This is a genomic window from Sulfuricurvum sp. IAE1, from assembly GCF_004347735.1.
Lineage (GTDB): Bacteria > Campylobacterota > Campylobacteria > Campylobacterales > Sulfurimonadaceae > Sulfuricurvum.
The window spans coordinates 63,436-87,148 of sequence record NZ_SLTI01000058.1; the positions used below are offsets into that span (position 1 = coordinate 63,436).

Sequence of the window (23,713 nt, forward strand, 5' to 3'; positions counted from 1 at the left end):
CATGTCATCTCTCTATTCAACCCTCGACAAACACTGGCTCTGGAAAGAGGTTCATACCAAACTCGCGATCTCTTCCCCCGCCTATTCGTACTGGAACGACACCCGCCATATAAAGCTGGGACGTTATGTCTTCATTGAAAAAAACACCCTTCCTGCCAGATATGCCCACATCCAAGAGGAGCTGACCGACCTCTCGGGATACCTTCCGACCCAGTATGCGGCAACGCAGCTGGGGATCGACAACCACATCTTCGCCTACAAAAAAATGCGTTTGTACAACCAATTCGAATACACGTTCGTCAACGGGATCAAATTCGTCAACATCAAACGCTTTTTTCTCGAGAACGGGATCAAAATAACCAAAAACAGCTACGTCCATCTCGCCCGGCTCGATGATCTGATCATCACTCCCGACTGCCGCTTTTACCGCGTTGACGATGCCTACGGCGTCGTCGTTTACGACTGACGTTTCATACGACGCAGAAAAAAACGGGCGGGAGAAAGCGAAGGGTCGATTTCACGCCCCGAAACGATATGCTCGCATATCCGCCTGGCCAGGTACGGTGCCAGGACGAACCCGTATCCTCCCGACCCGTTAATCATCCACACATTCGGATAAAAGACGCACGTTTGGACATTCGGTTTTTCTCCGCTCTTTTCGCAAACGCTCGACGATTCATCCACCAATTCTCCGGCGATCGGGTAGTAATCGTGCGTTCCCGAACGCAGCCCCGTGTAATCTCTCACAACCCGGACGTTATCCAATTTCAATGTCCGGGCCGCTTTCTCCATCAAAGCGGCCCTTCCCGCCTCGATATCGTATGTCTCTTTTCCGAAAGGGTCAAAATGGACGTCGTGCGTAGCGCCGATGGCAACCGTTTCCGACGACAAAGTCGGTGAAATCGATACATGATGGTGGAGAATGCACGGAACTTCGGTGTCGGTTTGCACGTCGATACGATGTCCCCATATCCCCCTCAGTTTGATCGAATCGCCGCCCAGGATTTTAGGATAGGCTCCGGTTGAGAGTATCATGTGTACCCCCCGCAATTCACCGATATGCCACAGCCCGTCCTGATAAACCGGATCGCTTGCCTCAAGAGAATAAAAATCGCTCCCTTCTGCCATGGCACGGCATACCCCCTGCGCATCGACGACGGCTCCGCGTTCGAGATAAATCGCTTCATTTTCCAGCGCTTCAGGAACCACCATCCGGCGCAATGCATCGGGAACCTCCGTGAAAGAAAGAGCGGTCGTACTTTTATAGGCGGCAAGCTTTTCGGATTCGGATGCTGAATTGGCAATGTGGAGCAAGGGACGCACAAGGGTCTGCTGCGGAAAGTGTTGAGAATAAAAATCGAGAGCTTCGGCATGTGCGGCGGCGACGATCTCTTTGAGAGGGCCGCTTTTCGAAAACTTCGGGGAGATAAAGGCCCCCGCCGCCCCGCTCCCCCCCTGCGCGATCCCGCTGCGGTCGATCAGGGCAACCCGCAATCCGGCACGGTTCAAAAACCAGGCACAGCTGCAGCCGTTGATACCCGCACCGACGATCAGAACGTCATAGGGTGATGTTTTTGATGTCGGCAATCGCGTAGATCTCGCGGTAGATCATTCCGACCAGCGCTTTACGGTTGGCCCGGACGTTCAGGTCTTCGGCATTGACCATCACATTGTCGAAGAAAAGGTCCAGCGGCGCTTTGAGCCCGAACAACGCATCGAGGCGCTCTTCGACGCTCGTGTAGTCTGCAGCGATCACGGATGAAGCCGCAGTGTACAATGCGCGCTCGGCATCATTCTCGAACAAAGCGGCATCGACGCTGAACGCTTTGTCCATCGCTTCGTCTTTGAGAATATTGCTGACCCGTTTGAACGTCGAAAATGCGTCGACGAAAGAATCGGACGACGCGATCGAAGCGACGGCCCGTATCTTGCGGTCTATGTCGATGATATCGAGATTGACCGATCCCTCTTTGGAGACAACCGAATGAATGATCGAGGGGTTGATGTCGGGATAAGCGCCGGGCAGACGTTCGACGACGAACGCTTCGATATTTTTAATGTAATCGGTGTTGGCGGGATAAAGCTGCGCGACCGACGGACGGCGGATAAATTCGCCGATATTCAATGGGACGGCGTGTTTGAGCGCAATCGCGATGATCCCGTTGACGGCCCGACGCAATGCGAAGGGATCGCGCGAACCGGTCGGGATCTCGCCGATACTGAACATACCGATCAGGGTATCAAGTTTCATGGCGATATTGACGACGGCGCTGAGCGGAGTAGTGATCTCTTCTCCGCTAAAACGGTACTGTTCCTTGATCGCATCGGCGATTTCGGCATTGTCGTTCGGATAGAGGCTGCGATAGTAATACGATCCCATCAGTCCCTGAAGCTCTGTAAATTCGTACACCATTTCAGACATCAGATCGGCTTTGGCGAATTCGACCGCTCGTACCAGTGACGTTTCATCTACGGCGACGCCGTGTGCCGAACACGTCTGTGCGAGCTCGGATACGATTTTTTTCTCACGCTCGATCTTGTCGGCAAGCGTTCCCAGGCCGTTCATAAAAACGACTTTCTCCAGCCCTGCCGTACTCAGCCCTTTTTTGAGGTCGTTACGGTAGAAAAACAATGCGTCCGACAAACGGGGGCGGAGGACCCGTTCGTTCCCTTCGACCACTTTGCTGAAATCCTCGGTCAGCGCGTTGGAGACGACGACGAAAGCGTTGATGAGTTTTCCGTCTTTGAACACCGGAAAATAGCGCTGGTGTTCTTTCATCGACGTAATGATGACTTCAGGCGGCAGTTCGAGGAAGTTTTCATCGAATTTTCCGACGAGCGGGGTCGGATATTCGGTGATCGCGACCACTTCGTCAAGCAGATCGGCGTCTACTTCGATCGAGATGCCGTGCATTTTTTCGAGTTGCGCGAACTGGTCAAGAATCCGTTTGCGGCGCTCTTCGGGAAACAACAGGACGGATCCCGATTTCAGAATATCGAAATACGACTGGATCGAAGCGACCGGTTTGGGTTCGAAGTGGCTGATACGGTGGACATGGGTGAACGGTGCGGAACGAACGCCGAAAAGTTCGGCTTCCACCTGCTCTTCACCGAGCATGACGTTGAGCCAGCGGATCGGGCGGATAAAACTTTCGGTATTGCTTCCCCAGCGCATCGATTTTCCGAAGCTGAGGCTTTTGATCCATGTCTCGATCATCGACCCGAGAATCTGGGCACTAGGACGTCCCTGCAACGTCCGAGCGTAATACAGCACCTCTTTCCCCCCTTTCTCGGCACGCGAAAGCTGATCGAATTCGACGCCGCATTTTTTCGCAAATCCCAGAGCCGCAGGCGTCGGGACACCGTCTTTGAGTGCGATTTCAACCGGTGCACCGAAAAACTCTTCGGTCCGGTCATCCTGGGCCGTCTTGAACTCGCGGTGCCACAGCACGAGGCGACGGGGCGTATAGTAAAATTCAAACTCGCCCATGAGCGCGTTTTTTTCGAGCACGGCAGCCCATTTTTTTTCGATTTCGTTCAGTTCTTTTAGGAGGGGAACCGCCGGGAGCTCCTCAACACCGATTTCAATCAAAAGAGGTTTTAGCATTGTTGTAGTCCGTCATCATTTTTAAAAGGTCGATTTTACCGCCCCGATGGTTAAAAACCGCTGTTGCTTTGGTAAAAATTAATTCAGAGATAAAGTATCCGATTTAGGGAGGTTTAAAAGTTTAGGGATGTACAATGCCTCCATTCAATCAATACCAGAAGGAATCATTCATGCCAACAATTAACCGTTACGTTGATATCAGTACCGTAGACCGCGAAGCGAAAAAAGACTATATCGATCGCCATTCTCCGTTTATCCACTGTGCCGCCACGGCGAAAAAAGGGGAAAAATTCGCCGTTACCGTCAAAATGGGGAACGAATACTCGCATCCTGACGATTTCGATCACTACATCGCCAACATCGCCCTCTACAACGGAGAGACTCTTCTCGCCCGTGCCGATTTCGTCCCCGGAACGCTCGGAAACGAAAAAAATCACGCCGAAGTGACGTTCAACATCGTCCCGACGGGTAAAAAACTCACCCTCGTAGCCCACGGCTACTGCACCAAACACGGTGTGTGGGAATCTACTCCGGTCGAAGTAGAAGTGGAAGAAACTTCTTCATGCTGCGGCGGCGGACACTGTTCATAAGCCATCATTAGGGAGCTGATCTTTTAGCTCCCTTTAACCCCCTTTCCTTTATACTCTTCCAAAACGTGAAAGTATCAACGCCGTGGACTCCTATCAAAATCTTGCACTGCTCGAAAATCTCTATCGCCTCAAAGCGCTCGGATACCGTTACGTCGATCCTCTCATCCCCAATTTCCAGACTCCCGCGAATACCCTGCCGGATTCTCTTTCGACCCTCAAAGGAACCGTCGAGCGCTGTTTCCTGTGCGATCTGAGCAAATCCCGCCGTCAGAGCATGAGCGGTTTCGGAAATGCACGGGCACGTGTCATGTTTGTCGATGCTTACGTTTCGGCTGCCGAAGACGAATCGGGGGAATACTACACGGGACGCTCGGGCGCGATGTTGCGGGACATGATTGAAAAGGTTCTGATGCTGAACACCGAAGAGGTCTATTTTACCCATGCGGTCAAATGCAAACCGTTCGGCTTCCAGCAGCCCTCCCAGAGCGAATGCAACAGCTGCCTCCCCTATCTTGCCAGACAGATCGAGATCATACGTCCCCGCGTTGTCGTCGCACTGGGCCCCGATGCCTACGAGCTCGTCACCCGTGAAAGCAAAGATTTCGAACGGGTACGGGGGACTACCGTCGACATGGGCGGCTATTCGGTCATTCCGATGTATCACCCTTCTTTCCTGATACGGAACCCTTCGATGAAAAAAGAGGCCCTGCGCGATCTGCAAACCATCAAGGCGCAACTCTCATGAAAACGATCTGTTTCGTCATCGTCTGGTTTTTCGTATCGATCGCCGCCTATGCTCAACCGCTCACCACCGCCAAAACACTTGAAATTTCCCCCTCTTCGCCGAGTGCCGAGCACCCGCCTCCCTCCGTCGCCAAAATTGCCGTCCTCACCGCTCCCAAAGTTATCGGCCGCTATTCGCAATCGATATTCAACGTCGCCCTGGCCACTACCCTTGGCATCACCCCTTCGGGATGCGAAATACGCCATTTTACCGTTCCCGATGAATCACCCGAGTCCCTGCGAAAGGCTCTCGATGAGATCCGGGCGGAAGGTACCCGCGCCGTTCTGGCACCGCTCACCTCGACGGGGACGAAAAACCTGCTGAGTTTGAATACCGATCTGAATATCTTTGTCCCGACCGTCCACAAACGCGATTTCTCCGATGCCCCCGCAAACATCGTATTCGGCTCGATCGACTATGTCCGCCAGATTGAAGCGCTCCTCCCGCACATGTCCGATTCGATCGCCGTGTTTTACGACGATTCCGCCGTTGGAAAACAACTCAAGGCCTCGACCGAAGAGGTCTTTGTCACCTATAAGGGGGCCAAGAAAACCTTTACCGCCTACGCCGTCGATCCCAAGGGGGACAACATCGTCTCCCATCTTTCCAAACCGGCCCAATTCAACAAAAAAAGCATCATATTTCATGTCCCCGTCGTCAAGAGCTCACTGTTGGCAGCCCATATGACATTCACCGGGGTCAAGGAGCGAAATATCCTCTCGACGCAGATCAATATCGACCCAAACCTTCTTCATCTGACCCAGTATCATGATCGCAAAAACATGATTATCGCCAATTCTCTCGTCGAGTTTCCCCCCGAAATCTACGCTTCCAACGCCTTGATGAACAACGATATCGCCTTTGACTGGGTCCATTACGCTTCGAGCGTCGGAGTCGATTATCTGGTTTCGGAACTTAACGGCACGCCGCGCTTCTATACGATGCGCATCGTCAACAACCAGGTGATCTATCCGATCGAACTTTTACGCCCGAAGGAGTCCGGATTTGAGCCGCTTCGACCCTAGTCTGCTGCAAGGAGGGATCTTCAGCCACCTCTCACCGCAGCAGATCGAGATGATTGAAACCATCAGTTCTCTCAAGCGCTACGATAACGGTGAGATCATTTTTTATGAAGGTGACGAAAGCCGCCATTTCCATCTTCTGCTCGAAGGAGAAGCCAGCGTATTCAAAACCTCCGCTTCGACCGAAACGATCGTCGTTCACCGCTTTCGCGCCCCATCGCTGATCGCCGAAGTCGCAACCCTCAAACAGGTCCCTTTTCCCGCATCAGCAGAAGCGATCGGTACGGCGACCGTACTCAAAATAGAACGGGAGCGTTTTCTCTCCCTCCTGCGCGAAGATCCCTCGTTAAGCATTACCATGATCGCATCCCTGACGCAAAAGATCGGAGCGCTGGAAGCATCACTGCAACGTCACAGCGCCCCGAACGCCTCGGCTAAAGTGGCGCGGCTGCTACTGGAAGATTCCGACGCATTCCGACGCCTCAAAGGGATCGAAATCGCCGCTCTGCTCGCCATCACCCCCGAAACGCTCTCGCGCACCCTTAAAAAGTTCAAAACCCTTTCTCTTATCTCGTATCAGAAAGACAAACGGCTGTTCATTGAAAACGCTGACGCGCTTCAGGGGATCGCGGATAATAATTTTCCTTTAAGAGAATCGCTGATAAAGTAGACCTATCTGCTTTTAAAAGGATCTTCCATGGCAAAAAGAGGTATTTCTCTCCTGAAGGGAATCGAGGCGCAAACCGTTTACGAACTGCTCAACAAAGCCTACTGCGACGAGTGGCTTGCCTATTACCAGTATTTCATCGAAGCCAAAGTGGTCAAAGGGCTGATGAAAGACGCCGCCATCACCGAACTGACGCAACACGCCGCCGATGAGCTGCGCCACGCCACAATGGTGTGCGACCGTATCATTCAGTTGGGAGGCACCCCGGCGCTCCACCCTTCAGAGTGGCTCAAAAACAGCAACTGCGGCTACGACGCTCCCGAGAATCCCGATGTCCGCAACGTTTTACAGCAGGCTATCAAAGGGGAGCAGTGTGCGATCAGCGTCTATTCGAATATTCTCGATCTGACGCGCGAAAAGGATATTGTCACGTACGATATGGTCTCGCAGATTCTTGCCGACGAAGTCGAGCACGAAGAGGATCTGCAGGCACTGTTTGATGACATTCAGGATTTTATTTCCGAGTTCAAAAGCTAAACGATGCGGGGATTGTTTTTCTCTCTAATTGCCCTCGTTACGCTTGCGCAGGGGGCCGATATACTCCAGCTCGTCGCCCTGCTGGACCGCAACGATACCCAAACGTTCAAAACTAACGTGCAGACGCTTCAGGATGCCAATGCCATGCGCAGCGACAACAACAAAACGGTTTTGATGTACGCATGCTGGGTAGGCAACGGCGAAGCGGTCAAACATCTGGTCGAGAAAGGGGCTGACGTCAACGCCCACGACTCGGGCGGAGTAAGCGCTCTTCATCTGGCGGCATGGAAAAACCGTACCGACATTGCCCTCTACCTCCTCGAACGCGGGGCGTCCGGCAGCGCGATCAGCAAAGACGGCATGACCCCTTTGGATATCGCGACGATGCGCGGCAACCGCTCCATTGCCGAAGCCATCGAAAAAGCCGCTCCCAAACTCAAACCGCTTCTAAAGCGCTAAGAAAAATTCCCTCTCCATGGGGGGAATTTTGGACATTTTCCCCGCAAAATCGATAAACACCAAAACGATCGTCATCTCAAACAGCTTTTCATCTTCCCTGTAAACCTGCTGCAACAGTGTCAAAGAGGCGTTTTTCATCTCGACCAGCGAGGTTTTGACGTCGAGAACGTCCCCCAGCTTGGCACTTTTGATATAGTCGGCTTCGAGATGTTTGGCCACAAAGTGCCCCTCTTCGAGGATCGGAGAACGCCCCGCATCGAAAAAAAGATGGCTCCGGGCCCGTTCACAGAAATTGAGGTAGTTGGAGTGATAAACAATCCCTCCCGCATCGGTATCTTCGTAATAAACACGTATTTTCATCAAAAATCCATCCAGCCGTGCCGCCTCTATAATAGCGGGTTGTATATTTCGACTCTGTTGCGGCCTTTCTTTTTCGCTTCGTACAAGGCCGCATCCGCCTTTTGAAAAAGGGTTTTTTTATCGTCGTTTTCATCGAGCTGGGCGATGCCGAAGCTGAGGGTTATTTTCTCGTCGAGACCGTTAAAACGGTGCGACTGCACCAGCATCCTGAGATTTTCAGCCAGGTTGGAAGCTCCCGCAATATCGGTGGAAGGGGTCAGGATAACGAATTCCTCTCCGCCCCATCGTGCGAATACATCCCCTTTTTTGAGATTTCTGGCAACGAGTTCGACCATGTCTCTCAAAATAAGATCTCCCATCTGATGGCCGTAGGTGTCGTTGACGGCTTTGAAATGATCCACGTCGAAAATGATGAGGCTGAGCGGCTGGGAATATTGATGGGCATTGGTGATCTGGATACCGAAGATGTCCTCGAAATTTTCACGGTTGTTGATCCCGGTCAGGGTATCTTTGGACGCTTTTTCTTCCAGGGCGTTCGTCATCGAATAGAGTTCGTCGACTTTGTATTTCATCGCCTGATTGATATTGCGTAGCTGCTGTTTGGTCTGCTCCAGTTCGGTAATATCGTGACGTATCGCGATGTATTCGACGATATCGCCGTCAACATCGAGGATAGGGATTACGGTCGTATCGACGATGTATGTCCCACCGTCTTTTTTCATATTGGTAACGACCCCGCTCCAGCTTTGTTTCGCCTTGATCGTATCCCAGAGGTTTTTGAACGCTTCTCGGGACATTTCGGGATGGCGGATTATGTTGTGCGGCTTTCCGATCAGCTCTTCGCGGCTGTATCCCGAGATTTCGCAAAATTTATCGTTGACGTAGGTAATGACCCCTTTGGGGTTGGTTTTGGAAACGATGTTGCTCAGATCGACCGCTTTTTTGTATTCGGCCAGCAGATTGGAATTTTCACTTTTGTAATTTTGGTTGCTGTGAATGATGGTTTCGAAGTTCGACGCCAGGTCGTTCGCCATCTGAAGGGTCAGGGAATCGATCTCGCTTTGCAGGGCGTACGAGAGGTTTCCGTTTTCGAAAATAACCTCTTCGATCGCATTTTTAAGCTTGAAGATGAGGGTAAACAGATCCGCGGTCGTGACGTTGTAGTTGTTCAACAATTGCAGAAAATCGATTTTCGCATGGCAGTCCGACACCGTCGCACGCCATTCGATGACGCTGATGTAACAATCGCAGAAACGGTAGAAAAGATGGGTGTTTTTTTCGATGGCCGGAAGGGAATGGCGGTGAAGGACGTTTTGCACCTCGCTTTTTCCCATCCATCGCTTAATGATTTCGTTCCGGTTGATGCGCAAAAAATGCGAAAATTCTTCACTATCGATGATTTTGATCACGCCGCCCCACTTTTTTCGATTTAAAATTTATTAAATTATACCTTCCGATTCTGAAAAAACATTCATCTGCAACTCTAAAAATTGTGCATATCAGTGTGCATGGTCAAGTCTGTTTTTTGCCTCTTTTTCCTGCTGTTCCAGGTGCGAAAGTTCCTGGGCGGTCCGTTCTCTATCCGCTTTGGCTTTCGCCAGCGCTTCTCGTGCGCGTTTGAGCGCGTCACTCTCCCCTTTTGGGAGCTTCGTATCGGGTGTTTTCATCTCTTTTTGGGAAACCTCTTTTTCCAAAGCCCTGATTGCGCCATCCTGCTTCGACAGCGACTCCCGCACACTCGTAACGCGCTGATGCAGCGTTTCGATGAATTGTCCGAGCGCATGGGGATCGGCAAGTGTCGTTCCGGCGGCTTCGACCGGTGTCCCAGGCTCGGGTACGTTCGGAATAACGGGGGTACAGTTCGGCGCACGCAGTTCCCAGCTCCGGTTTGCTTCGTTGTTTGCGATACAGTCGAGCTGGGAACGCGCCGGAGGTATCGGTTTCAGGACAATCTGATTCGAAGGAAAGGATGCAGATACCCCCTTCATACTTCCGAGCAGTCCCTCTTTTTCGCTGTTAAACTGCTTTTGCTGAAACGCTTTTTTAAGCGCATCTTGTTGCTGCTGCTTTTGGAGGGCCGCTTTTTGTGCCGCCGCGGAAGCCCCGTCATCGCTTTTTTGACTTTTCGCCGCCCCGGTTTTAGGATACATTCCGGGTTTAAAATAGCACGGACCGGCGCAGTCGTTTTTGTAGTTGGAATTCATGCAACGGGAAAAATAATAGGCGTTGCATTCCGATTCGCTCGGCCAGCAATGGCCCGATTGCCCCGTATATTTCTGGAGCCACGATTTCCAGTCGATACAGTACTCCGCATGGACGGGTAAAACCGCAATCATTCCCCCGATTATCGCCGCGACGGTTCTAGTGCGAGTCATCATTGCCGCTCCGAAGTTCATTGAGTTTTTTAACCGGCCGAATCCCTTCTGCGGTCAAAATTTCGCACCACTCTCCCCCATGCACTTCCACCCACTCGTCCTTTGAAGAGGAACGGACCGTGACCGTCCCTTCCAGTACTTCAAGCCGGCTTCCGTGGAGATGATGCCGAAGGGTAAATTCGGTTCCCCTCACCGCACACACCGCAGCGGGTGTTCTTACTTCGAACTTTCTGCCGAAATAGTGCTTCAGTTTTGCCCGGACATGGGCGAACCCCTGTGAAAGCATAGCTTCGAGCCCTTCCTCTCCTTCGCTGCTGATGCTGAAACTGCTGTTTTCACCAAGATCAATCTGACCGTCACCTCTACCGATGAAAAGCTTCGCCGAAGCGCCGGAACCGACATCGACCCGTTCTCCGGCACGCAATGGCGTGCATGTATCCGAAACCGATGCGGCATTGTTGAGAGTGCGTCTTACCTCACCGCCCAGCGGTATAAGAATGCCCTTGGCATCTTTGGCGGACGAAACGGTTTCACGTACCGATGCAAGAAGGCGTTCTTTATGACGTACCAAAGCCTTAGAGCGTTCCAATAATATTTCCGCTTCGCGCAATCCCTGCAGACTGACCGTTACCGCTTCTCGGGCAACGGCCGCCGCATCGGGATCTTTAAGAATTTGAGTGTCATTTTGCATCTCTTTGGCGATCCTGAGGTCGCTTTGCGCCGCTTCAACCCTTTTTTCCGCCGACGACACGGACTCACGGGCGGCATTTACTTCGGCCTGTGCCCACTCGATTGCGCGCGTACCCGCTTCTGCGGCGAAGATTTCGACCCATGCCGCTAAAAGCAGTAGAAACAAAACCCGGTTCATCGATTCATCCTTACACCCATTTTACTCCGAGATATGTATAATAGCCTAAGTAACAGAAAAACGGACATCCCTCCGCAAAGGATTAAGAATGAATATGATGTTGAAAACCGCTTTACTCTCGGCATTTTTGCTCGGAGCCGCACTTGCCGACGAGCGTTCCGAAGAGGGACGGCGTTACCTGATACGCGGTATTGCCGCCATCGAGATGGCTAAATCCGAAAAAGAGCTCGCCGGTGCCGCCGAACAATTCGCCAAAGCGACGCAAATAGCACCTGAGCTTTCGGCGGCATGGTACAATCTGGGATCCGTCCAAGCCAAACTGGGACGCTACAAAGAGGCGATGGACAGCTATCAGCACTACCTTAATCTCAATCCGAAAGCCGAAGACGCACCGAAAATCAGGGATGAAATCATCAAGCTCGAATACCGGATGGAACAGGCTGCGAAGGTCTCAGCCCTTGCCGGGACATGGGTTGATAATTACGGCCGGCATTTCAAACTCGATATCTCCGGAAGCCGTATAACCCTCACCTCCCGCAGAAATCCCGATGATAACGACGTCATATCGACCTACTCCCTGGTAGGCAAAGTACCGGTGCACAATGCTATCAACGAAACATTTCAGCTGGAAATGTCGGGGCAGGAACTGAGCGGAAAATGGAGTAAAGACGGGTATCAGGCAGATAAATGCACCATTCCGCCGCTTGCAAGCAATGCCGCCGGCGAGGTTTCGCTCGAAGAGAATAAAATCGTATTACGCCATATCGACACCAAATATTCCGCCGCTACCCAGATCAACATTTTTGACGATTTTTGTATCGGCGTCAAAGTGACCGAACAAAAAGAGGTCGAGCGGGTATTCAAAAAATACGTCGAGCAACCCGCTCCCTAAACGTTCGGAAGGATTGCGATTTGACGCTGAGGGAACGGAATCGTGATCCCTTCATGCCGCAGAGCGTTGTAAACCAAAAGGTTGACTTCATACTGAAATCTGAAAAAGTTGCGCGTCGGAACCCAGTAGCGCATCCCGATAACCAGGGCGCTATCCCCGAAACTTTCGATACCGACAATCGCGGCATGTTCGGTTGAGACGAAATCGCACGCGCCGATGACGCTTTTGATGAGAGCGATTGCTTTTTCGGCATTGTCGGCGTACGATATACCCACTCTAGACTCCACGATGCGATACTTCGAAGAGTTTACGATCACCTCTCCGATCATGTTCTTGTTTGGAACGGTGATGAGCTCTTCGTCTTCCGTTCGCAGCGTCGTATAGGCGAGTTTGATCTCTTCGACCTCGCCGTAAACACTGTTGACGAGGATCGTATCCCCGATCCGAAACGGCCGGGTAATGATAAGCGATATTCCTGCGGCGTAGTTGGCAACACTCCCCTGTATCGCTAGTCCGGCAGTCAGAAAAACCGCTCCGACGGCGGCAACGAACGGGGCTATCGAAATCCCCAGTTTTCCGATCGCGACGACAACCATCGCACCGAAAACCAGTAACCGTGCCACGTTTGCGGCAAACTTTCCAAGCGTCGGATCAAAATCGTGATTCTGAAAAAACCGGATCAGCATCCGGTAGACATATTTGGACAAAAACCATCCGAGTAGGACGATAATGACCGCCCCGATGATCTGAAAACTGTAATTAGCCAGAAAATCGATCGTTTTAAGATAAAACTGTTGGATAAAAGCCAACTCCCGGTCCATACCGCGCTCCTCGTTAATGACAATCAGCGATTATACACCGAAATCTCTGACCCCCGCTTTACTCCGGGCCGGGACATACGCGGTTTCGCCCTTGCGCTTTGGCCTCGTAGAGCATTGCGTCGGCACGGTTGATCAGGCTTTCGTGGGTATCGTCCTCTTCGAGTTCGGCGACTCCGAAACTGCAGCTCATATAGCCGTGTTCGAACGGATAGGCGCCGATGAGTATCCGAATCTCTTCGGCCAGCATGATCGCATCGTGTAATTTCGTATGCGGAAGCAGAATGATAAACTCTTCCCCACCCCATCGGCCGACGATATCGCTTTCACGAATCCGCTTTTTCACGAGAGTGCTGACATCGACGAGCGCCTTATCCCCCATCCGGTGTCCGTGGGCGTCGTTGATCTGCTTGAAATGATCGATGTCGAAAAAGATTACCGACAGCGGCGTACGTCCCCGACGCGCGTTTTTGATCATGAAACCGATTTGGTACAGCAGTGATGCACGGTTGGCAATCCGCGTCAGCCGGTCGGTATTGGCGTGACGGATCAGCAGCTTGTGATGCTGACGAAGCCGGTAGAGGAAATAGACGATCATCACTGTCGGCGGGACGCCTAGGATCAGGGCAAACATGATGACCGTTTTGAAGTTGCTTTCCAGATTGATCAGATGCTGGTCCGGCAGATACGCAACTATGTACCCGACGTGCTTACGGTCAAAACTCTCCAGCGGGTTTAGCAGCATCAGGTACCCTTTACCGTCCAAAACCGCGGGGATGATACGGGGTGTACGCTGATCTTCAAAATCTTCAAAGGACTCTGAAAACACGGCATTGAGGCGGCTGAGCCGCTCTTTGGTAAACAGATAGCGCCCCCTCTCATGAAGTCGGTTGTCGACAAGATAATCAGGGCTTAACGCCGAAGTTGAATAATTGGAGCGTTCATCGCTGAAAACTTTGTTTTCCACGACACTACGGCGCAATATGAGTGTGTAATAGGCCGGATAGAGGTTTTGGGCCAGCCGTTTGATCGCATCAAAAGAATACGACAGTTCGACCGTCCCTACGAACCTACCTTCATGAAACAGCGGAAATACGTGGCGAAATCCGTTAAAGATGCGCCCTTCCTCGAATCCGCTGACGCTTCGGCGCGTCCGGTTTACCGCATCGATCGCCGGGCGTATGCCCTGCAACGAGTCCCCGTATTTTTCGGGGCGGTGAAACCGCAGAAAACTGACCGAACCGGGCAGGTGAAAATGGAGCTGGCGGACATTGTGTTCTTCGAGCGATCGGTACAAACGGCTAAAATGACCGTAAAGCTGATGGCGTATCCGCTCTTTTTGCTCATCGTCCCCGTCCGCGGCGCGGGCCATCATTTCGGTAACGCAGGGGGTGTTGATCGACGAATCGAACATCGTCCGCGCGATGGTGTCGTAGGTCAGCTTCAGCGTTTCGATTTCAACCGATGCGGTCTCGAGCCGTTTTTGCAGATAGAGTTTTTTTTCTCGTTCGTACCGATCGAGGAAAAAAAGGCTGACCATGACGATCAAAAACAGATACAGGCCGATGGCTGCAATGATATAGGGCAGAATCCTGCGGATTTTTTCTTTCATGATATGGTATATCTTCTGGTTATAGGTTGGGGAGAATGCAACATTCAGAGAAATTATAATCGATTAGAGTTTGTAAATTGTTTTGATAGACTTAATTTTTATTTAATATTTTATTCTTTATCATGGATTTATCCATTGTATCAGAATGAGGCAACCATGCAGCGCCATCAACCCCATTTCCACCGAATATCCCTTCATCAAGATACGTATTACGATACAAAAGGAAAACTGGTCGTCGACGGAGACAAACGTGTTTTTCTCTCCCATTCCGAAATCACCGTACTGGAACTGTTGCTCTATTACCGCGGCGAAACGCTGCTCTACGAAACACTTGAATACGCTTTCCTTTCGTCTGAAAATAAAAGCCGAAATGCCCTTAAAATCATTGTCAGCAATCTGCGTAGAAAGATCCCGGGACTCCCCATCCGCTCAATACCTAAAATCGGCTACATTCTCCTGTGAGCGGGCATCTTACACCCTGGTGGAAAGCGTTATAATTTACGATTGCGCATTGAATACCGCGTAATAGCGTTGTAGTTTGAGGCATTCTTGTTATCCCGTAATTGTAAATTGGCTTATTTCCGCGACTTATAATTCAAATATGCTACAAATGGATCGGCGAACATGCTACAATCGCCTCAGACGATTTACCGACACATTACTTTCAAGAGCAAACGAGCATGGGCAAAAAGACCGTATACGAAAAAATATTCGCCATCCACGACCGGACAATAGAAGCATTGCGCGAACAACATATCCCGCCCTATCCTTCCCATTATAAAAAGCATTTCGATGCTATTTTCCTTCAACAGGCGGATCAGAGCCTCCTCAAAAACCACAAGCCCGATGATTCGCACAGCGATAAGCACCACGAAGAGCTGACCCGTTTCCTTGACATTGCCCACCGCTCGCTTAACGCCTTTGCCGAAACCCATTCGGATATTTCCCACGTCGCGGAGCTGCAGGAACAGTACCTTAAAAACGTAGAGGGAAACCATCTCGAACGTTGCGTCACTTTTGTCGAGGGGCTCAGCGAACTGGGCAAAAACATGACCGAAGAGCTGAAAAAAGCACAGCAAAAAATCGATTCCCTCAACGCGGAGCTTAAAAACGCCGTCGAAAGCCTCAGTACCGATACCCTCACGCAGGTCGGCAATCGTAAGGCATTCGTCGAAGATCTGAGCCGGATTATCGAGGCAGGCAAAGACAAACCGTTACCCATCGTCTTGATGATGATCGATGCCGATAATTTCAAGCTTTTAAACGACGAATACGGCCATCTGGCGGGGGACAAAGTCCTCTATTTCCTCGCCCAGAGCATCAAATCGATCATCCGTTCGGGCGATAAGGTTTATCGCTACGGCGGCGAAGAGTTTGCCGTTATCCTCAATCGATGCGACCTGGATCATGCATTTCCCATCGCCGATAAGATCCGTTCCAAAATCGAGCACAGCCATCTGATCTATGCGGGGAAAACGATTCACGTCACCGTAAGTATCGGGGTGACCCTCCACCGCCACGGCGATACCCACGATACGCTGATCGAACGTGCAGACGATGCGCTTTACCGCGCCAAAAAAGCCCGTAAAAACTGTACCGTCGTTTTCGACACGCCCCATTCCTGAACACCGGGTGTTACCCTATGTCTCTTTAACCCTGCACAGGGTTTCGGTTCGTTACATCCGTGATGATTATTCTCATTCCGAAGACAAAAATTTAATCCTATCCATGCTACAATTTCAAAATTTTTTATAAGGGCCTTCCCATGTTAACCGATCGCGTCAACACACTCTCCGAATCGATTACCATCGCAATCTCAACCTTAGCGCAGGAACTCAAAGCTCAGGGGAAAAATATCCTCAGCTTCTCCGCCGGCGAACCCGATTTCGATACCCCGCAGGTGATCAAAGACGCCGCGATCAAAGCGATCAACGACGGCTTTACGAAATACACCGCGGTAGACGGGATCCCCGAGCTCAAAGCCGCCGTTGCCCTGAAACTCAAACGCGACAACGGACTGGAGTACAAACCCAACCAGATCATCGTCAACAACGGGGCCAAACACTCCCTCTACAACCTTTTCGCGTGTACGATCCAGTCAGGCGACGAAGTGATCATCCCCGCTCCCTACTGGGTAACCTACCCCGAGCTGGTGATGTATTGCGGCGGAACGGTAGTCGAGATCATGACCGACGATGCGAGCGGATTCAAAATCACTCCCGAGCAGCTCAAAGCGGCACTCACGCCGAAGACAAAAATGCTCATCCTCACTTCCCCCTCCAATCCGACGGGTGCGGTGTATACCCGCGACGAACTCGTAGCGCTGGGCAAAGTGCTCGAGGGGACCGACGTCATCGTCGCAAGCGACGAGATGTACGAAAAACTGATTTACGACGGCGAGTTTACTTCGGCGGCAGCGGTCAGCGACGACATGTTCAAACGTACGGTCACCATCAACGGTCTCTCCAAATCAGTAGCAATGACGGGTTGGCGCTTCGGGTACATGGCCGCAGCCAATACCGAAATCATCCAGGCGACGAAAAAACTCCAGAGCCAGAGTACTTCGAACATCAACTCGATCACTCAGAAAGCCGCCATCGTCGGACTCAACGGTGAAGCGGACGCCGACATCGAAGCGATGCGCGTCCAGTTCAAAGCGCGCCGCGACGAAGCGGTCAAGCTCTTCAACGAAATCGACGGCCTGAGCGTCCTCTCCCCTGCGGGAGCGTTTTACCTGTTCGTCAATATCAAAGAGGTGAGCAACGATTCGATGGAATTTTGTAAAGGGCTTCTGGAAGATCAGGGAGTCGCCGTCGTTCCGGGCGTCGGGTTCGGTTCGGAAGGATATTTCCGCTTCAGCTTTGCAACGGATATCGAAAGCATCCGCGAAGGAATCAAACGGATCGCGGCATACGTAGAATCCGTAAGATAAAAAATCAATTACCCTTCCCCGAAACGGGAGGGGAAGAGTTAATCAAGTTTTTGCACCATTGTCGTTCACATGGTATACCGTTAGGTTTCTGCCCATCTCCTCCCCCATCCATTTTAACATTCGGACAGTTTCTTAGAAAGAAAACAGCTTCCTCACATGATTTCATCTGAGAACAATATTGGCGGCCGTCACATTGAAAACCTGACTGCTTATCAGCTGCCGCCGAAACGTACCAGCCCACCAATAAAACTACGAAAAACGTTCGTACTACCAAAAGAAATTACTTAATACTTTTCAACGCTTCAACTACCGCGTCGATGTTCCCCATAGGGATGTGGACTTTCCATTCGGGGTTTTTGGCATCTCCGGAGAGCGATACTCCGATACTCGCGACGCTGTCGCTCCCCTCACCGTAAGGCTCATCGATTTTACTGATACTGATGACCCCTTTTTTCGTACCGTCGAGAGGAATTTCACTGATAATCGTTGCACCTGAGCTCATACAATCTCCTAATCGATAATGATATGAGGAAGAGTTTAGCCGATTTTGGCTAAAGCAACCTTAAATTCAATCGGTTCCTTCGCCTTTGAAGCCGTTGCCGTAGATATAGGCGTACATTTTGCGGTAGTAGCGGGCGTTGCGCGCCGGATCGGTGGGCGCATGATGGTAACGCCCCAGCGTTTCCCACGAATAGCCGAAGCTTTTGACCAGTCGCGTCAGGATGCCGTTGGCCTTTTCGCGGGCAGTCGGTTCGTCGAAATATTCATGAACGAAAGGATTGGGGTGGTATTTGTAGTTGATCTGGTAGGGTCCGAGGTCGAGGTTCGTGATTCCGCCGTCGATCAGCGCCTGAGCCTGCATTGCACACTCCTGCGTCGAACCGCAGCGGATCAGGTGGCCGTTGACGGCGAATCCTGCCGCTGCCGCACGCTGGGCGTCCTCAATCGCATTGATTCGGATAACGTGGGGATTACACGCACCGTTTTCCTGGAGGCATTCGCAATGTTTGATCGCATCGAGGACGATGTCGGGCATCCGGAACTCACCCGGTGCGTCCGCGGCGTTGAGCAGTGCCACACTCATCACAATTCCCGCCATCCATCTCTTCATCCGCGAATCCTCCGACTTTAAGATTCGATCATTTTAGCCAATTTTGCCTGCAATTTCAGCCACAATTTATGCTCCATGAGCGGAAAGCCGCTGTAAACGCCACCTTTTGCAACATTTTTTGTTACTCCGGCACGGGCGGCCAGGGTGGTGAAGGGGGCGATACTCAGATGTCCGGCGGTCGCGCTCTGGCCGCCCATTACAACATTGCGCCCCAGCGTCGTCGATCCCGCAAGCCCCACCTGCGAGACGAGAATCGAATATTCCCCGATCACGCAGTTGTGGCCGATCTGGACCAGATTGTCGATTTTCGAACCTTTTTTGATGAGGGTCGAGCCGAATACCGCGCAATCTATCGTGCAGTTTGCTCCGATCTCGACATCATCCTCGATCACTACGTTGCCGTTTTGATACAGTTTGACGTGCTCACCCGTTTTGGTATGGGCGTATCCGAAACCGTCGCTTCCTACCACGGTTCCGGCATGAATGATTACGCCGTTGCCGATGATGCAGTCGCGATATACGCAGACATTGGGATACAACGTGACGTCATCCCCGATAACCGCTTCGGCCCCGACGTAAACTCCGCTCATGATCGTGCAGTTTTTCCCGATACGGGCGCCGTTTTCAATGTGTGCGGTGGGATAAAGCGTCGTCCCTTCGCCGATGAGAGGCGCTTCGTCGCTGCTTTGGATCGGCTTGGCGAAATATTTTGAAAGCTTCGCCACCGCCATGTAGGGTTCGTCGCTTGGAAGCGCAATCACCCCTTCGGGCAACAGCGATGCTTTGGAAGCGGGAAGGATGACCGCAGAGGCTTTCGTATCGGCCAGCTCTTTTTCGTATTTCCCGTCGGAGAGAAACGATATTTCTCCCTTTCGGGCATTTTGGAGAGTATTCATCGACGTAATTTCGATGCCGCCGTCTTCGGTGCCGCATCCGATGATCGATGCGATTTCGCTCAATGTCATCTTATCTCTCCAGCGCGACGGAGCCGCTGCGGACGATTTCTTTTGGATGGAAGCGTTTGATCGCTTCGAGGAAATGGCCGACGCGGGACGGCTCGTCCGCCACCATTGCGATCAGCGTGTCGCTGCCGACGTTGACGATGCGGCCGTTGTAGGCGTGGGCCAGTGCTTCGATGTCGCTGAGCGATTCGTTCAGGGGGATCTTGACCATCGCCATCTCTTTTTCGACCAGGTCGGCATGTTCGTAGACCTTCAGAACCGGAATCAGCTTATGCAGCTGCTTGGTGATCTGTTCGATCACCCGTACCGAGCCGGCGGTGACGATCGTGATCCGCGAATACTTCGAATCGGGGATCGGCGCGACGGTGAGCGACTCGATGTTGTAGCCGCGGCCTGAAAACAACCCGACGATCCGGGAGAGGACGCTCGCCTCGTTCAGTACGATAACGGAAATGACTCTGCGTGCGTTTTCCATTATTTCTCCTTGTATTCGAGCATCATGTTAAAGAGCGATCCGCCGGCGGGAACCATCGGCAGGACGTTTTCGAAACGGTTGACGACGACGTCGATGATCGCGACGACGTTTTTCTCCACCGCGTCTTTAAGGGCGGCGTCAAATTCCTCTTTGGTGTTGACGCGGTACCCTACCCCGCCGAACGCTTCGGCGAGTTTGACGAAATCGGGCTGCATCGACAGATCGGTCTGTGAATGGCGTTTGTCGTAGAACAGTGTCTGCCACTGCCGCACCATCCCCAGGAAGTTGTTGTTGAGGATGACGTTGATGACGGGAAGTTTGTATTCGACCGCCGTCATCAGCTCCTGAATGTTCATCAGGATCGAACCGTCCCCGGTAACGTTGATGCTGACCCGCTCTGGATCGGCCCGTTTGACCCCCAGTGCGGCGGGGAAACCGAATCCCATCGTCCCCAGACCGCCCGAACTGATCCACTGGCGCGGGCGGGAGAAGGGATAAAACTGCGCCGTCCACATCTGGTGCTGTCCGACGTCGGTGGAAATGTTGGCGTTTTCCCCCAGCAGCTGACCGATCCGCTCGATAACCCACTGCGGCTTGAGTCGATCCCCCTCTTCCTTGTACGAAAGAGGGTGGAGCTTGTTGAAGTTGGCGATCGTGTTGTGCCACGGGGCGTAACGGGCCGGATCAACCTGCTCTTTGGCCAGCGGCATCATCTGTTCGAGGACGTTTTTTACGTCGCCGACGATCGGATAATGGGCATGGACGAGTTTCGAAACCGATGCCGGATCGATGTCGACGTGGATGATCTGGGCGTTTTTGGCGAATTCGGAGAGTTTTCCCGTGACACGGTCGTCGAAACGCGCACCCAGCCCGATAACAAGATCGGTCTCGCTCATCGCCATGTTCGCCGCGTATGAACCGTGCATCCCGAGCATCGAGATCAGAAGCGGATCATCAAAACGGAGCGTTCCGCGCGCCATAAAGGTTTCGACCGCCGGGATCTGCGTCATCTGCGCGAACTCGCGGACCAGGTCGGCCGCACCGGAGCTGACAACTCCGCCGCCGAGGTAAAGGAGCGGACGTTTGGCCGCGGCGATCGCCTCGATCGCTTTTTTGATCTGGCGGGCGTTCCCTTTGGTGGTCGGTTTGTAGGTTTCGAGCTCGACCTCTTTGGAATAATCGAAATGGGCGATCTGCGCCGTCACGTCTTTGGGGATGTCGACGTGAACCGGGCCCGGACGTCCCGTGCGGGCGATGTAAAACGCTTCTTTAAGGACACGCGGCAAATCGGCCGCGTCGGTAACGAGGTAGTTGTGTTTCGTACACGGACGGCTGATCCCGACCGCGTCGATCTCCTGGAACGCGTCGGTTCCGATCAGCGACATGGGAACCTGGCCGCTGATGACGACGAGGGGAATGGAATCCATGTAGGCGTCAGCCAGCCCCGTCACGCCGTTGGTGAATCCGGGGCCTGAAGTGATCATGGCAACCCCGACTTTGCCCGTGGCTTTGGCGTACCCTTCGGCCGCGTGGACCGCCGCTTGTTCGTGGCGGGTCAGAATGTGCTGAAAAGAGCGCTGTTTGTAGATCTCATCATAGACGTTCATGATCGCTCCGCCGGGGTATCCGAACACCACGTCGACGCCCTCGGCGATAAGTGCTTCGATAACCATCTGCGCACCGCTGATTTGCATGTCGTCTCCTTTTTACTGTTTAGTTTAAATACGCTGACCGCTATGGCATTAAAGCCTGCCGCATGAATGAGGCGGGCAATAATCGTGCCGGGAATATAACGGAAAAAAATTGGGCCATTATAAAAGAAAGAAGCTATAAATTACGTTAAGGCTGGGAAAAGGAAGGTTTCAAGCCCCTAGAGGAGCTCGAGTTTATACAAAAAATGGCGCTCTTTGTAGGATGGAATGTCGAGTTCCTGGCGGTATTTGGCGATGACGCGACGGACCATTTTGACGCGGAAACGCTCTTCGATCATCTCATGGAGCGTTTTGTCGCTGTAGGGGTCGTCTTTGTTTTCGCTCTGCACCAGGCGCTGCAGAAAATGCTTGATTTCGGAGGTCGAAACCTCTCCGATGGAGTTGGAAAAGAAATCCTTGAACGCATAAAGCCCCCGCTCGGTCTGGATGTATTTGTCGGCGATGGCACGGGAGATCGTCGATTCGTTGAATCCCAGTTCGTCGGCGACATCCTGAAGGCGCAGCGGCTTGAGCTCACCCCCCATGAAAAAAGCGTACTGTTTTTCGATCAGGACCAGTGCGACGTTGTAAAGCGTCGCTTTGCGCAGGTCGAGGAGTTTGACGAGTTCGCGTGCCTCTTTGAATTTCTGTTTGGCGAAATGGTCGTATTTGTCGATCTGGTTGACCTGCAAATCGGGGTAAAAGGCATGGTTTATCCGGATGTTGAGCTCGGAGCCAGAAAACTCGACGAACAGATCCGGGGTGATCTGCGCCTCGGGTTCCATGTATTCCAGCGCCGGAGGGTTTTTCAGGTGTTGCAGAACATGCTTGGCATCCGATAGGCGGGGATGCTTGATAAACTTTTCCATTTTGTCGAACTGCAAAATCATCGCACTGAGCAAAATGCTCAGTTCATCGTCAAGATCGTAATCGGCCAGCTGGAACAAAAAGGACTCTTTGTAATCGCGCGCACCGACACCCGAAGGCTCCAAATGGGCAAAACGCTGACGCACCCGCTCAACCGTCTGGGGATCGGTATCGCACTGGCGGGCAACTTCTTCGACGCTCCCCTCGAAATACCCCTCTTCGTTGATGTAGTAGACGATCTGGCGGGCGATCTTCTGCGAAATAGGCGTCGGGAAAAGCGGTGCAACGATCTGTTCGTCGAGTTTTTCATACAGGGATGACGAAGCGATGCTGAGCCATTCGATCTGATCGGACGAGGCGTTGGAGACGTAGTTCTGGAACGCCCCGTATGCCGATGACCCCCCAGAAGAGGCATTGGACTGTTCAAAGCCCGATTTGACCTCTAGACAGGGATTTTCGTTGGTAATGACCTGCAAATGCTTTTCGAGGTCGTTCAAGGAGCATTGCAGCAACGGCAGCCATGTCTGCATCGACAATCTCGGCAGTTGTTTCTGTTTGAAAGATAGGGTTGTGTGCATCGTCTTCACCTGATACGAATCGTTTGATCGCCTTATGGGTTGCATATTTCGTTCTTGTTCATTATAGGGAGAGTTTCGGCGGGAATTCGGGGATAGCTGATTAAAAAACAATCAATTGTACCGGGACGGAGCAACTCCGTCCGCAAGGGCGATACGACGACGCGTATCAGTATTTGAGGCGAACCAATCCGTTCGGTGCGACGACTTTCATCTGGCACGCAAGACGCGCTTTGGGGTTGCTTTCGTTCAACGTTTTGAGTACCGCTTTTTCTTTGTCGTTGATTTCGCTCATGTACTCCATCCCCGACTCGACCGATACGACACAGGTACCGCATTCGCCGTCACGGCATCCGAAAGGCAAAGCGCTCCCCGATGCTTCGACGATATCCTGGATCGTTTTGCCCGGGCGGACGTTGATCGCCAGAAAGTCATTCATAATTTCTACACGTGTTGTCATCCCAACTCCTTTTTATTATGATGATGCACTAAACGAACGGGTCGTTTAG

At 52.1% G+C, this 23,713-nt stretch carries 27 protein-coding genes; 11 read left to right on the forward strand and 16 right to left on the reverse strand.

Annotated features, from left to right (window positions below; translation table 11 throughout):
• Position 1 precedes the first annotated feature (1 nt).
• Positions 2-466 carry a hypothetical protein gene (locus tag E0765_RS08175; RefSeq protein ID WP_132812728.1) on the forward strand — a complete coding sequence of 155 codons (465 nt, stop codon included), beginning with the start codon at positions 2-4 and terminating at the stop codon, positions 464-466.
• On the opposite strand, the gene E0765_RS08180 is transcribed toward E0765_RS08175, so the two are convergent.
• Positions 457-1,587, reverse strand: coding sequence for an FAD-binding oxidoreductase (locus E0765_RS08180; RefSeq protein ID WP_132812729.1), 1,131 nt, complete (start codon positions 1,585-1,587; stop codon positions 457-459). The genes E0765_RS08175 and E0765_RS08180 overlap by 10 nt on opposite strands.
• A complete protein-coding gene (glyS, locus tag E0765_RS08185) occupies positions 1,559-3,607 on the reverse strand; it encodes a glycine--tRNA ligase subunit beta (protein WP_132812730.1) in 2,049 nt (682 codons plus the stop codon). The genes E0765_RS08180 and glyS overlap by 29 nt, the downstream gene beginning before the upstream one ends.
• A gap of 170 nt (positions 3,608-3,777) precedes the next feature.
• On the opposite strand from glyS, the gene E0765_RS08190 reads away from it, so the two are divergent.
• The 6 genes from E0765_RS08190 (at position 3,778) to E0765_RS08215 (ending at position 7,666) form a co-directional block, all read left to right on the forward strand.
• Entirely contained in the window at positions 3,778-4,197 is a 420-nt protein-coding gene (locus E0765_RS08190) for a class II SORL domain-containing protein (RefSeq protein ID WP_132812731.1), read from the forward strand.
• 82 nt (positions 4,198-4,279) lie between these two features.
• Positions 4,280-4,942: a uracil-DNA glycosylase family protein gene (locus tag E0765_RS08195; RefSeq protein ID WP_132812732.1), complete on the forward strand. Its 663-nt coding sequence runs from the start codon at positions 4,280-4,282 to the stop codon at positions 4,940-4,942.
• Positions 4,939-6,006, forward strand: a complete 1,068-nt coding sequence (locus tag E0765_RS08200; protein ID WP_132812733.1) for a hypothetical protein — start codon at positions 4,939-4,941, stop codon at positions 6,004-6,006. The genes E0765_RS08195 and E0765_RS08200 overlap by 4 nt, the downstream gene beginning before the upstream one ends.
• Positions 5,987-6,673, forward strand: a complete 687-nt coding sequence (locus tag E0765_RS08205) for a Crp/Fnr family transcriptional regulator (protein ID WP_132812734.1) — start codon at positions 5,987-5,989, stop codon at positions 6,671-6,673. Before E0765_RS08200 ends, E0765_RS08205 begins: the two co-directional genes overlap by 20 nt.
• 27 nt (positions 6,674-6,700) lie before the next feature.
• Entirely contained in the window at positions 6,701-7,207 is a 507-nt protein-coding gene (locus E0765_RS08210) for a ferritin-like domain-containing protein (protein ID WP_132812735.1), read from the forward strand.
• Between the two features lie 3 nt (positions 7,208-7,210).
• Positions 7,211-7,666, forward strand: coding sequence for an ankyrin repeat domain-containing protein (locus E0765_RS08215; protein ID WP_132812736.1), 456 nt, complete (start codon positions 7,211-7,213; stop codon positions 7,664-7,666).
• Here E0765_RS08215 and E0765_RS08220 read toward each other — a convergent pair.
• The 4 genes from E0765_RS08220 to E0765_RS08235 all read right to left on the reverse strand — a co-directional run bounded on the left by E0765_RS08220 (position 7,655) and on the right by E0765_RS08235 (position 11,269).
• Positions 7,655-8,026, reverse strand: a complete 372-nt coding sequence (locus E0765_RS08220) for a YbgC/FadM family acyl-CoA thioesterase (RefSeq protein WP_132812737.1) — start codon at positions 8,024-8,026, stop codon at positions 7,655-7,657. The genes E0765_RS08215 and E0765_RS08220 overlap by 12 nt on opposite strands.
• Positions 8,027-8,052: 26 nt before the next feature.
• Positions 8,053-9,435, reverse strand: a complete 1,383-nt coding sequence (locus tag E0765_RS08225) for a diguanylate cyclase (RefSeq protein WP_132812738.1) — start codon at positions 9,433-9,435, stop codon at positions 8,053-8,055.
• A 90-nt stretch (positions 9,436-9,525) separates the two neighbouring features.
• Positions 9,526-10,404, reverse strand: coding sequence for a cell envelope integrity protein TolA (locus tag E0765_RS08230; protein WP_132812739.1), 879 nt, complete (start codon positions 10,402-10,404; stop codon positions 9,526-9,528).
• A complete protein-coding gene (locus E0765_RS08235) occupies positions 10,388-11,269 on the reverse strand; it encodes a FecR family protein (protein WP_132812740.1) in 882 nt (293 codons plus the stop codon). The genes E0765_RS08230 and E0765_RS08235 overlap by 17 nt, the downstream gene beginning before the upstream one ends.
• 88 nt (positions 11,270-11,357) lie before the next feature.
• On the opposite strand from E0765_RS08235, the gene E0765_RS08240 reads away from it, so the two are divergent.
• Positions 11,358-12,161 carry a tetratricopeptide repeat protein gene (locus tag E0765_RS08240; protein WP_132812741.1) on the forward strand — a complete coding sequence of 268 codons (804 nt, stop codon included), beginning with the start codon at positions 11,358-11,360 and terminating at the stop codon, positions 12,159-12,161.
• Here the strand turns inward: E0765_RS08240 and E0765_RS08245 are convergent.
• Both E0765_RS08245 and E0765_RS08250 read right to left on the reverse strand, forming a co-directional pair.
• Positions 12,158-12,982, reverse strand: a complete 825-nt coding sequence (locus E0765_RS08245; protein WP_132812742.1) for a mechanosensitive ion channel family protein — start codon at positions 12,980-12,982, stop codon at positions 12,158-12,160. The two genes, E0765_RS08240 and E0765_RS08245, sit on opposite strands and share 4 nt — an antisense overlap.
• A 58-nt stretch (positions 12,983-13,040) precedes the next feature.
• Positions 13,041-14,591, reverse strand: coding sequence for a sensor domain-containing diguanylate cyclase (locus tag E0765_RS08250; RefSeq protein ID WP_132812743.1), 1,551 nt, complete (start codon positions 14,589-14,591; stop codon positions 13,041-13,043).
• Between the two features lie 156 nt (positions 14,592-14,747).
• Here E0765_RS08250 and E0765_RS08255 point away from each other — a divergent pair, with 156 nt between their 5' ends.
• The 3 genes from E0765_RS08255 to E0765_RS08265 all read left to right on the forward strand — a co-directional run bounded on the left by E0765_RS08255 (position 14,748) and on the right by E0765_RS08265 (position 17,523).
• On the forward strand, positions 14,748-15,053 hold the full coding sequence (locus tag E0765_RS08255) for a helix-turn-helix domain-containing protein (RefSeq protein ID WP_165921723.1): 306 nt from the start codon (positions 14,748-14,750) through the stop codon (positions 15,051-15,053).
• 218 nt (positions 15,054-15,271) lie between these two features.
• Entirely contained in the window at positions 15,272-16,216 is a 945-nt protein-coding gene (locus E0765_RS08260; RefSeq protein ID WP_132812745.1) for a GGDEF domain-containing protein, read from the forward strand.
• A 140-nt stretch (positions 16,217-16,356) separates the two neighbouring features.
• Positions 16,357-17,523, forward strand: coding sequence for a pyridoxal phosphate-dependent aminotransferase (locus E0765_RS08265; protein WP_132812746.1), 1,167 nt, complete (start codon positions 16,357-16,359; stop codon positions 17,521-17,523).
• 4 nt (positions 17,524-17,527) lie between these two features.
• Here the strand turns inward: E0765_RS08265 and E0765_RS12865 are convergent, their stop codons facing one another.
• From E0765_RS12865 to E0765_RS08305, 8 genes are all read right to left on the reverse strand, one after another.
• On the reverse strand, positions 17,528-17,764 hold the full coding sequence (locus E0765_RS12865) for an excalibur calcium-binding domain-containing protein (protein ID WP_368666182.1): 237 nt from the start codon (positions 17,762-17,764) through the stop codon (positions 17,528-17,530).
• A gap of 39 nt (positions 17,765-17,803) precedes the next feature.
• Entirely contained in the window at positions 17,804-18,025 is a 222-nt protein-coding gene (locus E0765_RS08275) for a hypothetical protein (protein WP_188109933.1), read from the reverse strand.
• Between the two features lie 66 nt (positions 18,026-18,091).
• A complete protein-coding gene (locus E0765_RS08280; protein ID WP_132812748.1) occupies positions 18,092-18,634 on the reverse strand; it encodes a hypothetical protein in 543 nt (180 codons plus the stop codon).
• Between the two features lie 17 nt (positions 18,635-18,651).
• On the reverse strand, positions 18,652-19,599 hold the full coding sequence (gene lpxD, locus E0765_RS08285; RefSeq protein WP_132812749.1) for a UDP-3-O-(3-hydroxymyristoyl)glucosamine N-acyltransferase: 948 nt from the start codon (positions 19,597-19,599) through the stop codon (positions 18,652-18,654).
• A gap of 1 nt (position 19,600) precedes the next feature.
• Positions 19,601-20,071 (reverse strand): acetolactate synthase small subunit, encoded by a 471-nt coding sequence (gene ilvN, locus E0765_RS08290; RefSeq protein WP_132812750.1) that lies wholly within the window; start codon positions 20,069-20,071, stop codon positions 19,601-19,603.
• A complete protein-coding gene (locus tag E0765_RS08295; RefSeq protein ID WP_132812751.1) occupies positions 20,071-21,765 on the reverse strand; it encodes an acetolactate synthase large subunit in 1,695 nt (564 codons plus the stop codon). Before E0765_RS08295 ends, ilvN begins: the two co-directional genes overlap by 1 nt.
• Positions 21,766-21,941: 176 nt before the next feature.
• A complete protein-coding gene (gene rpoN / locus E0765_RS08300) occupies positions 21,942-23,207 on the reverse strand; it encodes an RNA polymerase factor sigma-54 (protein ID WP_132812752.1) in 1,266 nt (421 codons plus the stop codon).
• Positions 23,208-23,373: 166 nt separating this feature from the next.
• Positions 23,374-23,664 (reverse strand): 2Fe-2S iron-sulfur cluster binding domain-containing protein, encoded by a 291-nt coding sequence (locus tag E0765_RS08305; protein ID WP_132812753.1) that lies wholly within the window; start codon positions 23,662-23,664, stop codon positions 23,374-23,376.
• Between the last annotated feature and the right edge of the window lie 49 nt (positions 23,665-23,713).

What these genes read in the sequence shown, in the direction of transcription:
- E0765_RS08175 (WP_132812728.1), top strand. Translation starts at nt 2, where the DNA reads ATGTCATCTCTCTATTCAACCCTCGACAAACACTGGCTCTGGAAAGAG.
- glyS (WP_132812730.1), bottom strand. Translation starts at nt 3,607, where the DNA reads ATGCTAAAACCTCTTTTGATTGAAATCGGTGTTGAGGAGCTCCCGGCG.
- E0765_RS08190 (WP_132812731.1), top strand. Translation starts at nt 3,778, where the DNA reads ATGCCAACAATTAACCGTTACGTTGATATCAGTACCGTAGACCGCGAA.
- E0765_RS08200 (WP_132812733.1), top strand. Translation starts at nt 4,939, where the DNA reads ATGAAAACGATCTGTTTCGTCATCGTCTGGTTTTTCGTATCGATCGCC.
- E0765_RS08210 (WP_132812735.1), top strand. Translation starts at nt 6,701, where the DNA reads ATGGCAAAAAGAGGTATTTCTCTCCTGAAGGGAATCGAGGCGCAAACC.
- E0765_RS08215 (WP_132812736.1), top strand. Translation starts at nt 7,211, where the DNA reads ATGCGGGGATTGTTTTTCTCTCTAATTGCCCTCGTTACGCTTGCGCAG.
- E0765_RS08220 (WP_132812737.1), bottom strand. Translation starts at nt 8,026, where the DNA reads ATGAAAATACGTGTTTATTACGAAGATACCGATGCGGGAGGGATTGTT.
- E0765_RS08230 (WP_132812739.1), bottom strand. Translation starts at nt 10,404, where the DNA reads ATGATGACTCGCACTAGAACCGTCGCGGCGATAATCGGGGGAATGATT.
- E0765_RS08235 (WP_132812740.1), bottom strand. Translation starts at nt 11,269, where the DNA reads ATGAACCGGGTTTTGTTTCTACTGCTTTTAGCGGCATGGGTCGAAATC.
- E0765_RS08240 (WP_132812741.1), top strand. Translation starts at nt 11,358, where the DNA reads ATGAATATGATGTTGAAAACCGCTTTACTCTCGGCATTTTTGCTCGGA.
- E0765_RS08245 (WP_132812742.1), bottom strand. Translation starts at nt 12,982, where the DNA reads ATGGACCGGGAGTTGGCTTTTATCCAACAGTTTTATCTTAAAACGATC.
- E0765_RS08250 (WP_132812743.1), bottom strand. Translation starts at nt 14,591, where the DNA reads ATGAAAGAAAAAATCCGCAGGATTCTGCCCTATATCATTGCAGCCATC.
- E0765_RS08255 (WP_165921723.1), top strand. Translation starts at nt 14,748, where the DNA reads ATGCAGCGCCATCAACCCCATTTCCACCGAATATCCCTTCATCAAGAT.
- E0765_RS08260 (WP_132812745.1), top strand. Translation starts at nt 15,272, where the DNA reads ATGGGCAAAAAGACCGTATACGAAAAAATATTCGCCATCCACGACCGG.
- E0765_RS08265 (WP_132812746.1), top strand. Translation starts at nt 16,357, where the DNA reads ATGTTAACCGATCGCGTCAACACACTCTCCGAATCGATTACCATCGCA.
- E0765_RS08275 (WP_188109933.1), bottom strand. Translation starts at nt 18,025, where the DNA reads ATGAGCTCAGGTGCAACGATTATCAGTGAAATTCCTCTCGACGGTACG.
- E0765_RS08280 (WP_132812748.1), bottom strand. Translation starts at nt 18,634, where the DNA reads ATGAAGAGATGGATGGCGGGAATTGTGATGAGTGTGGCACTGCTCAAC.
- lpxD (WP_132812749.1), bottom strand. Translation starts at nt 19,599, where the DNA reads ATGACATTGAGCGAAATCGCATCGATCATCGGATGCGGCACCGAAGAC.
- ilvN (WP_132812750.1), bottom strand. Translation starts at nt 20,071, where the DNA reads ATGGAAAACGCACGCAGAGTCATTTCCGTTATCGTACTGAACGAGGCG.
- E0765_RS08295 (WP_132812751.1), bottom strand. Translation starts at nt 21,765, where the DNA reads ATGCAAATCAGCGGTGCGCAGATGGTTATCGAAGCACTTATCGCCGAG.
- rpoN (WP_132812752.1), bottom strand. Translation starts at nt 23,207, where the DNA reads ATGCACACAACCCTATCTTTCAAACAGAAACAACTGCCGAGATTGTCG.
- E0765_RS08305 (WP_132812753.1), bottom strand. Translation starts at nt 23,664, where the DNA reads ATGACAACACGTGTAGAAATTATGAATGACTTTCTGGCGATCAACGTC.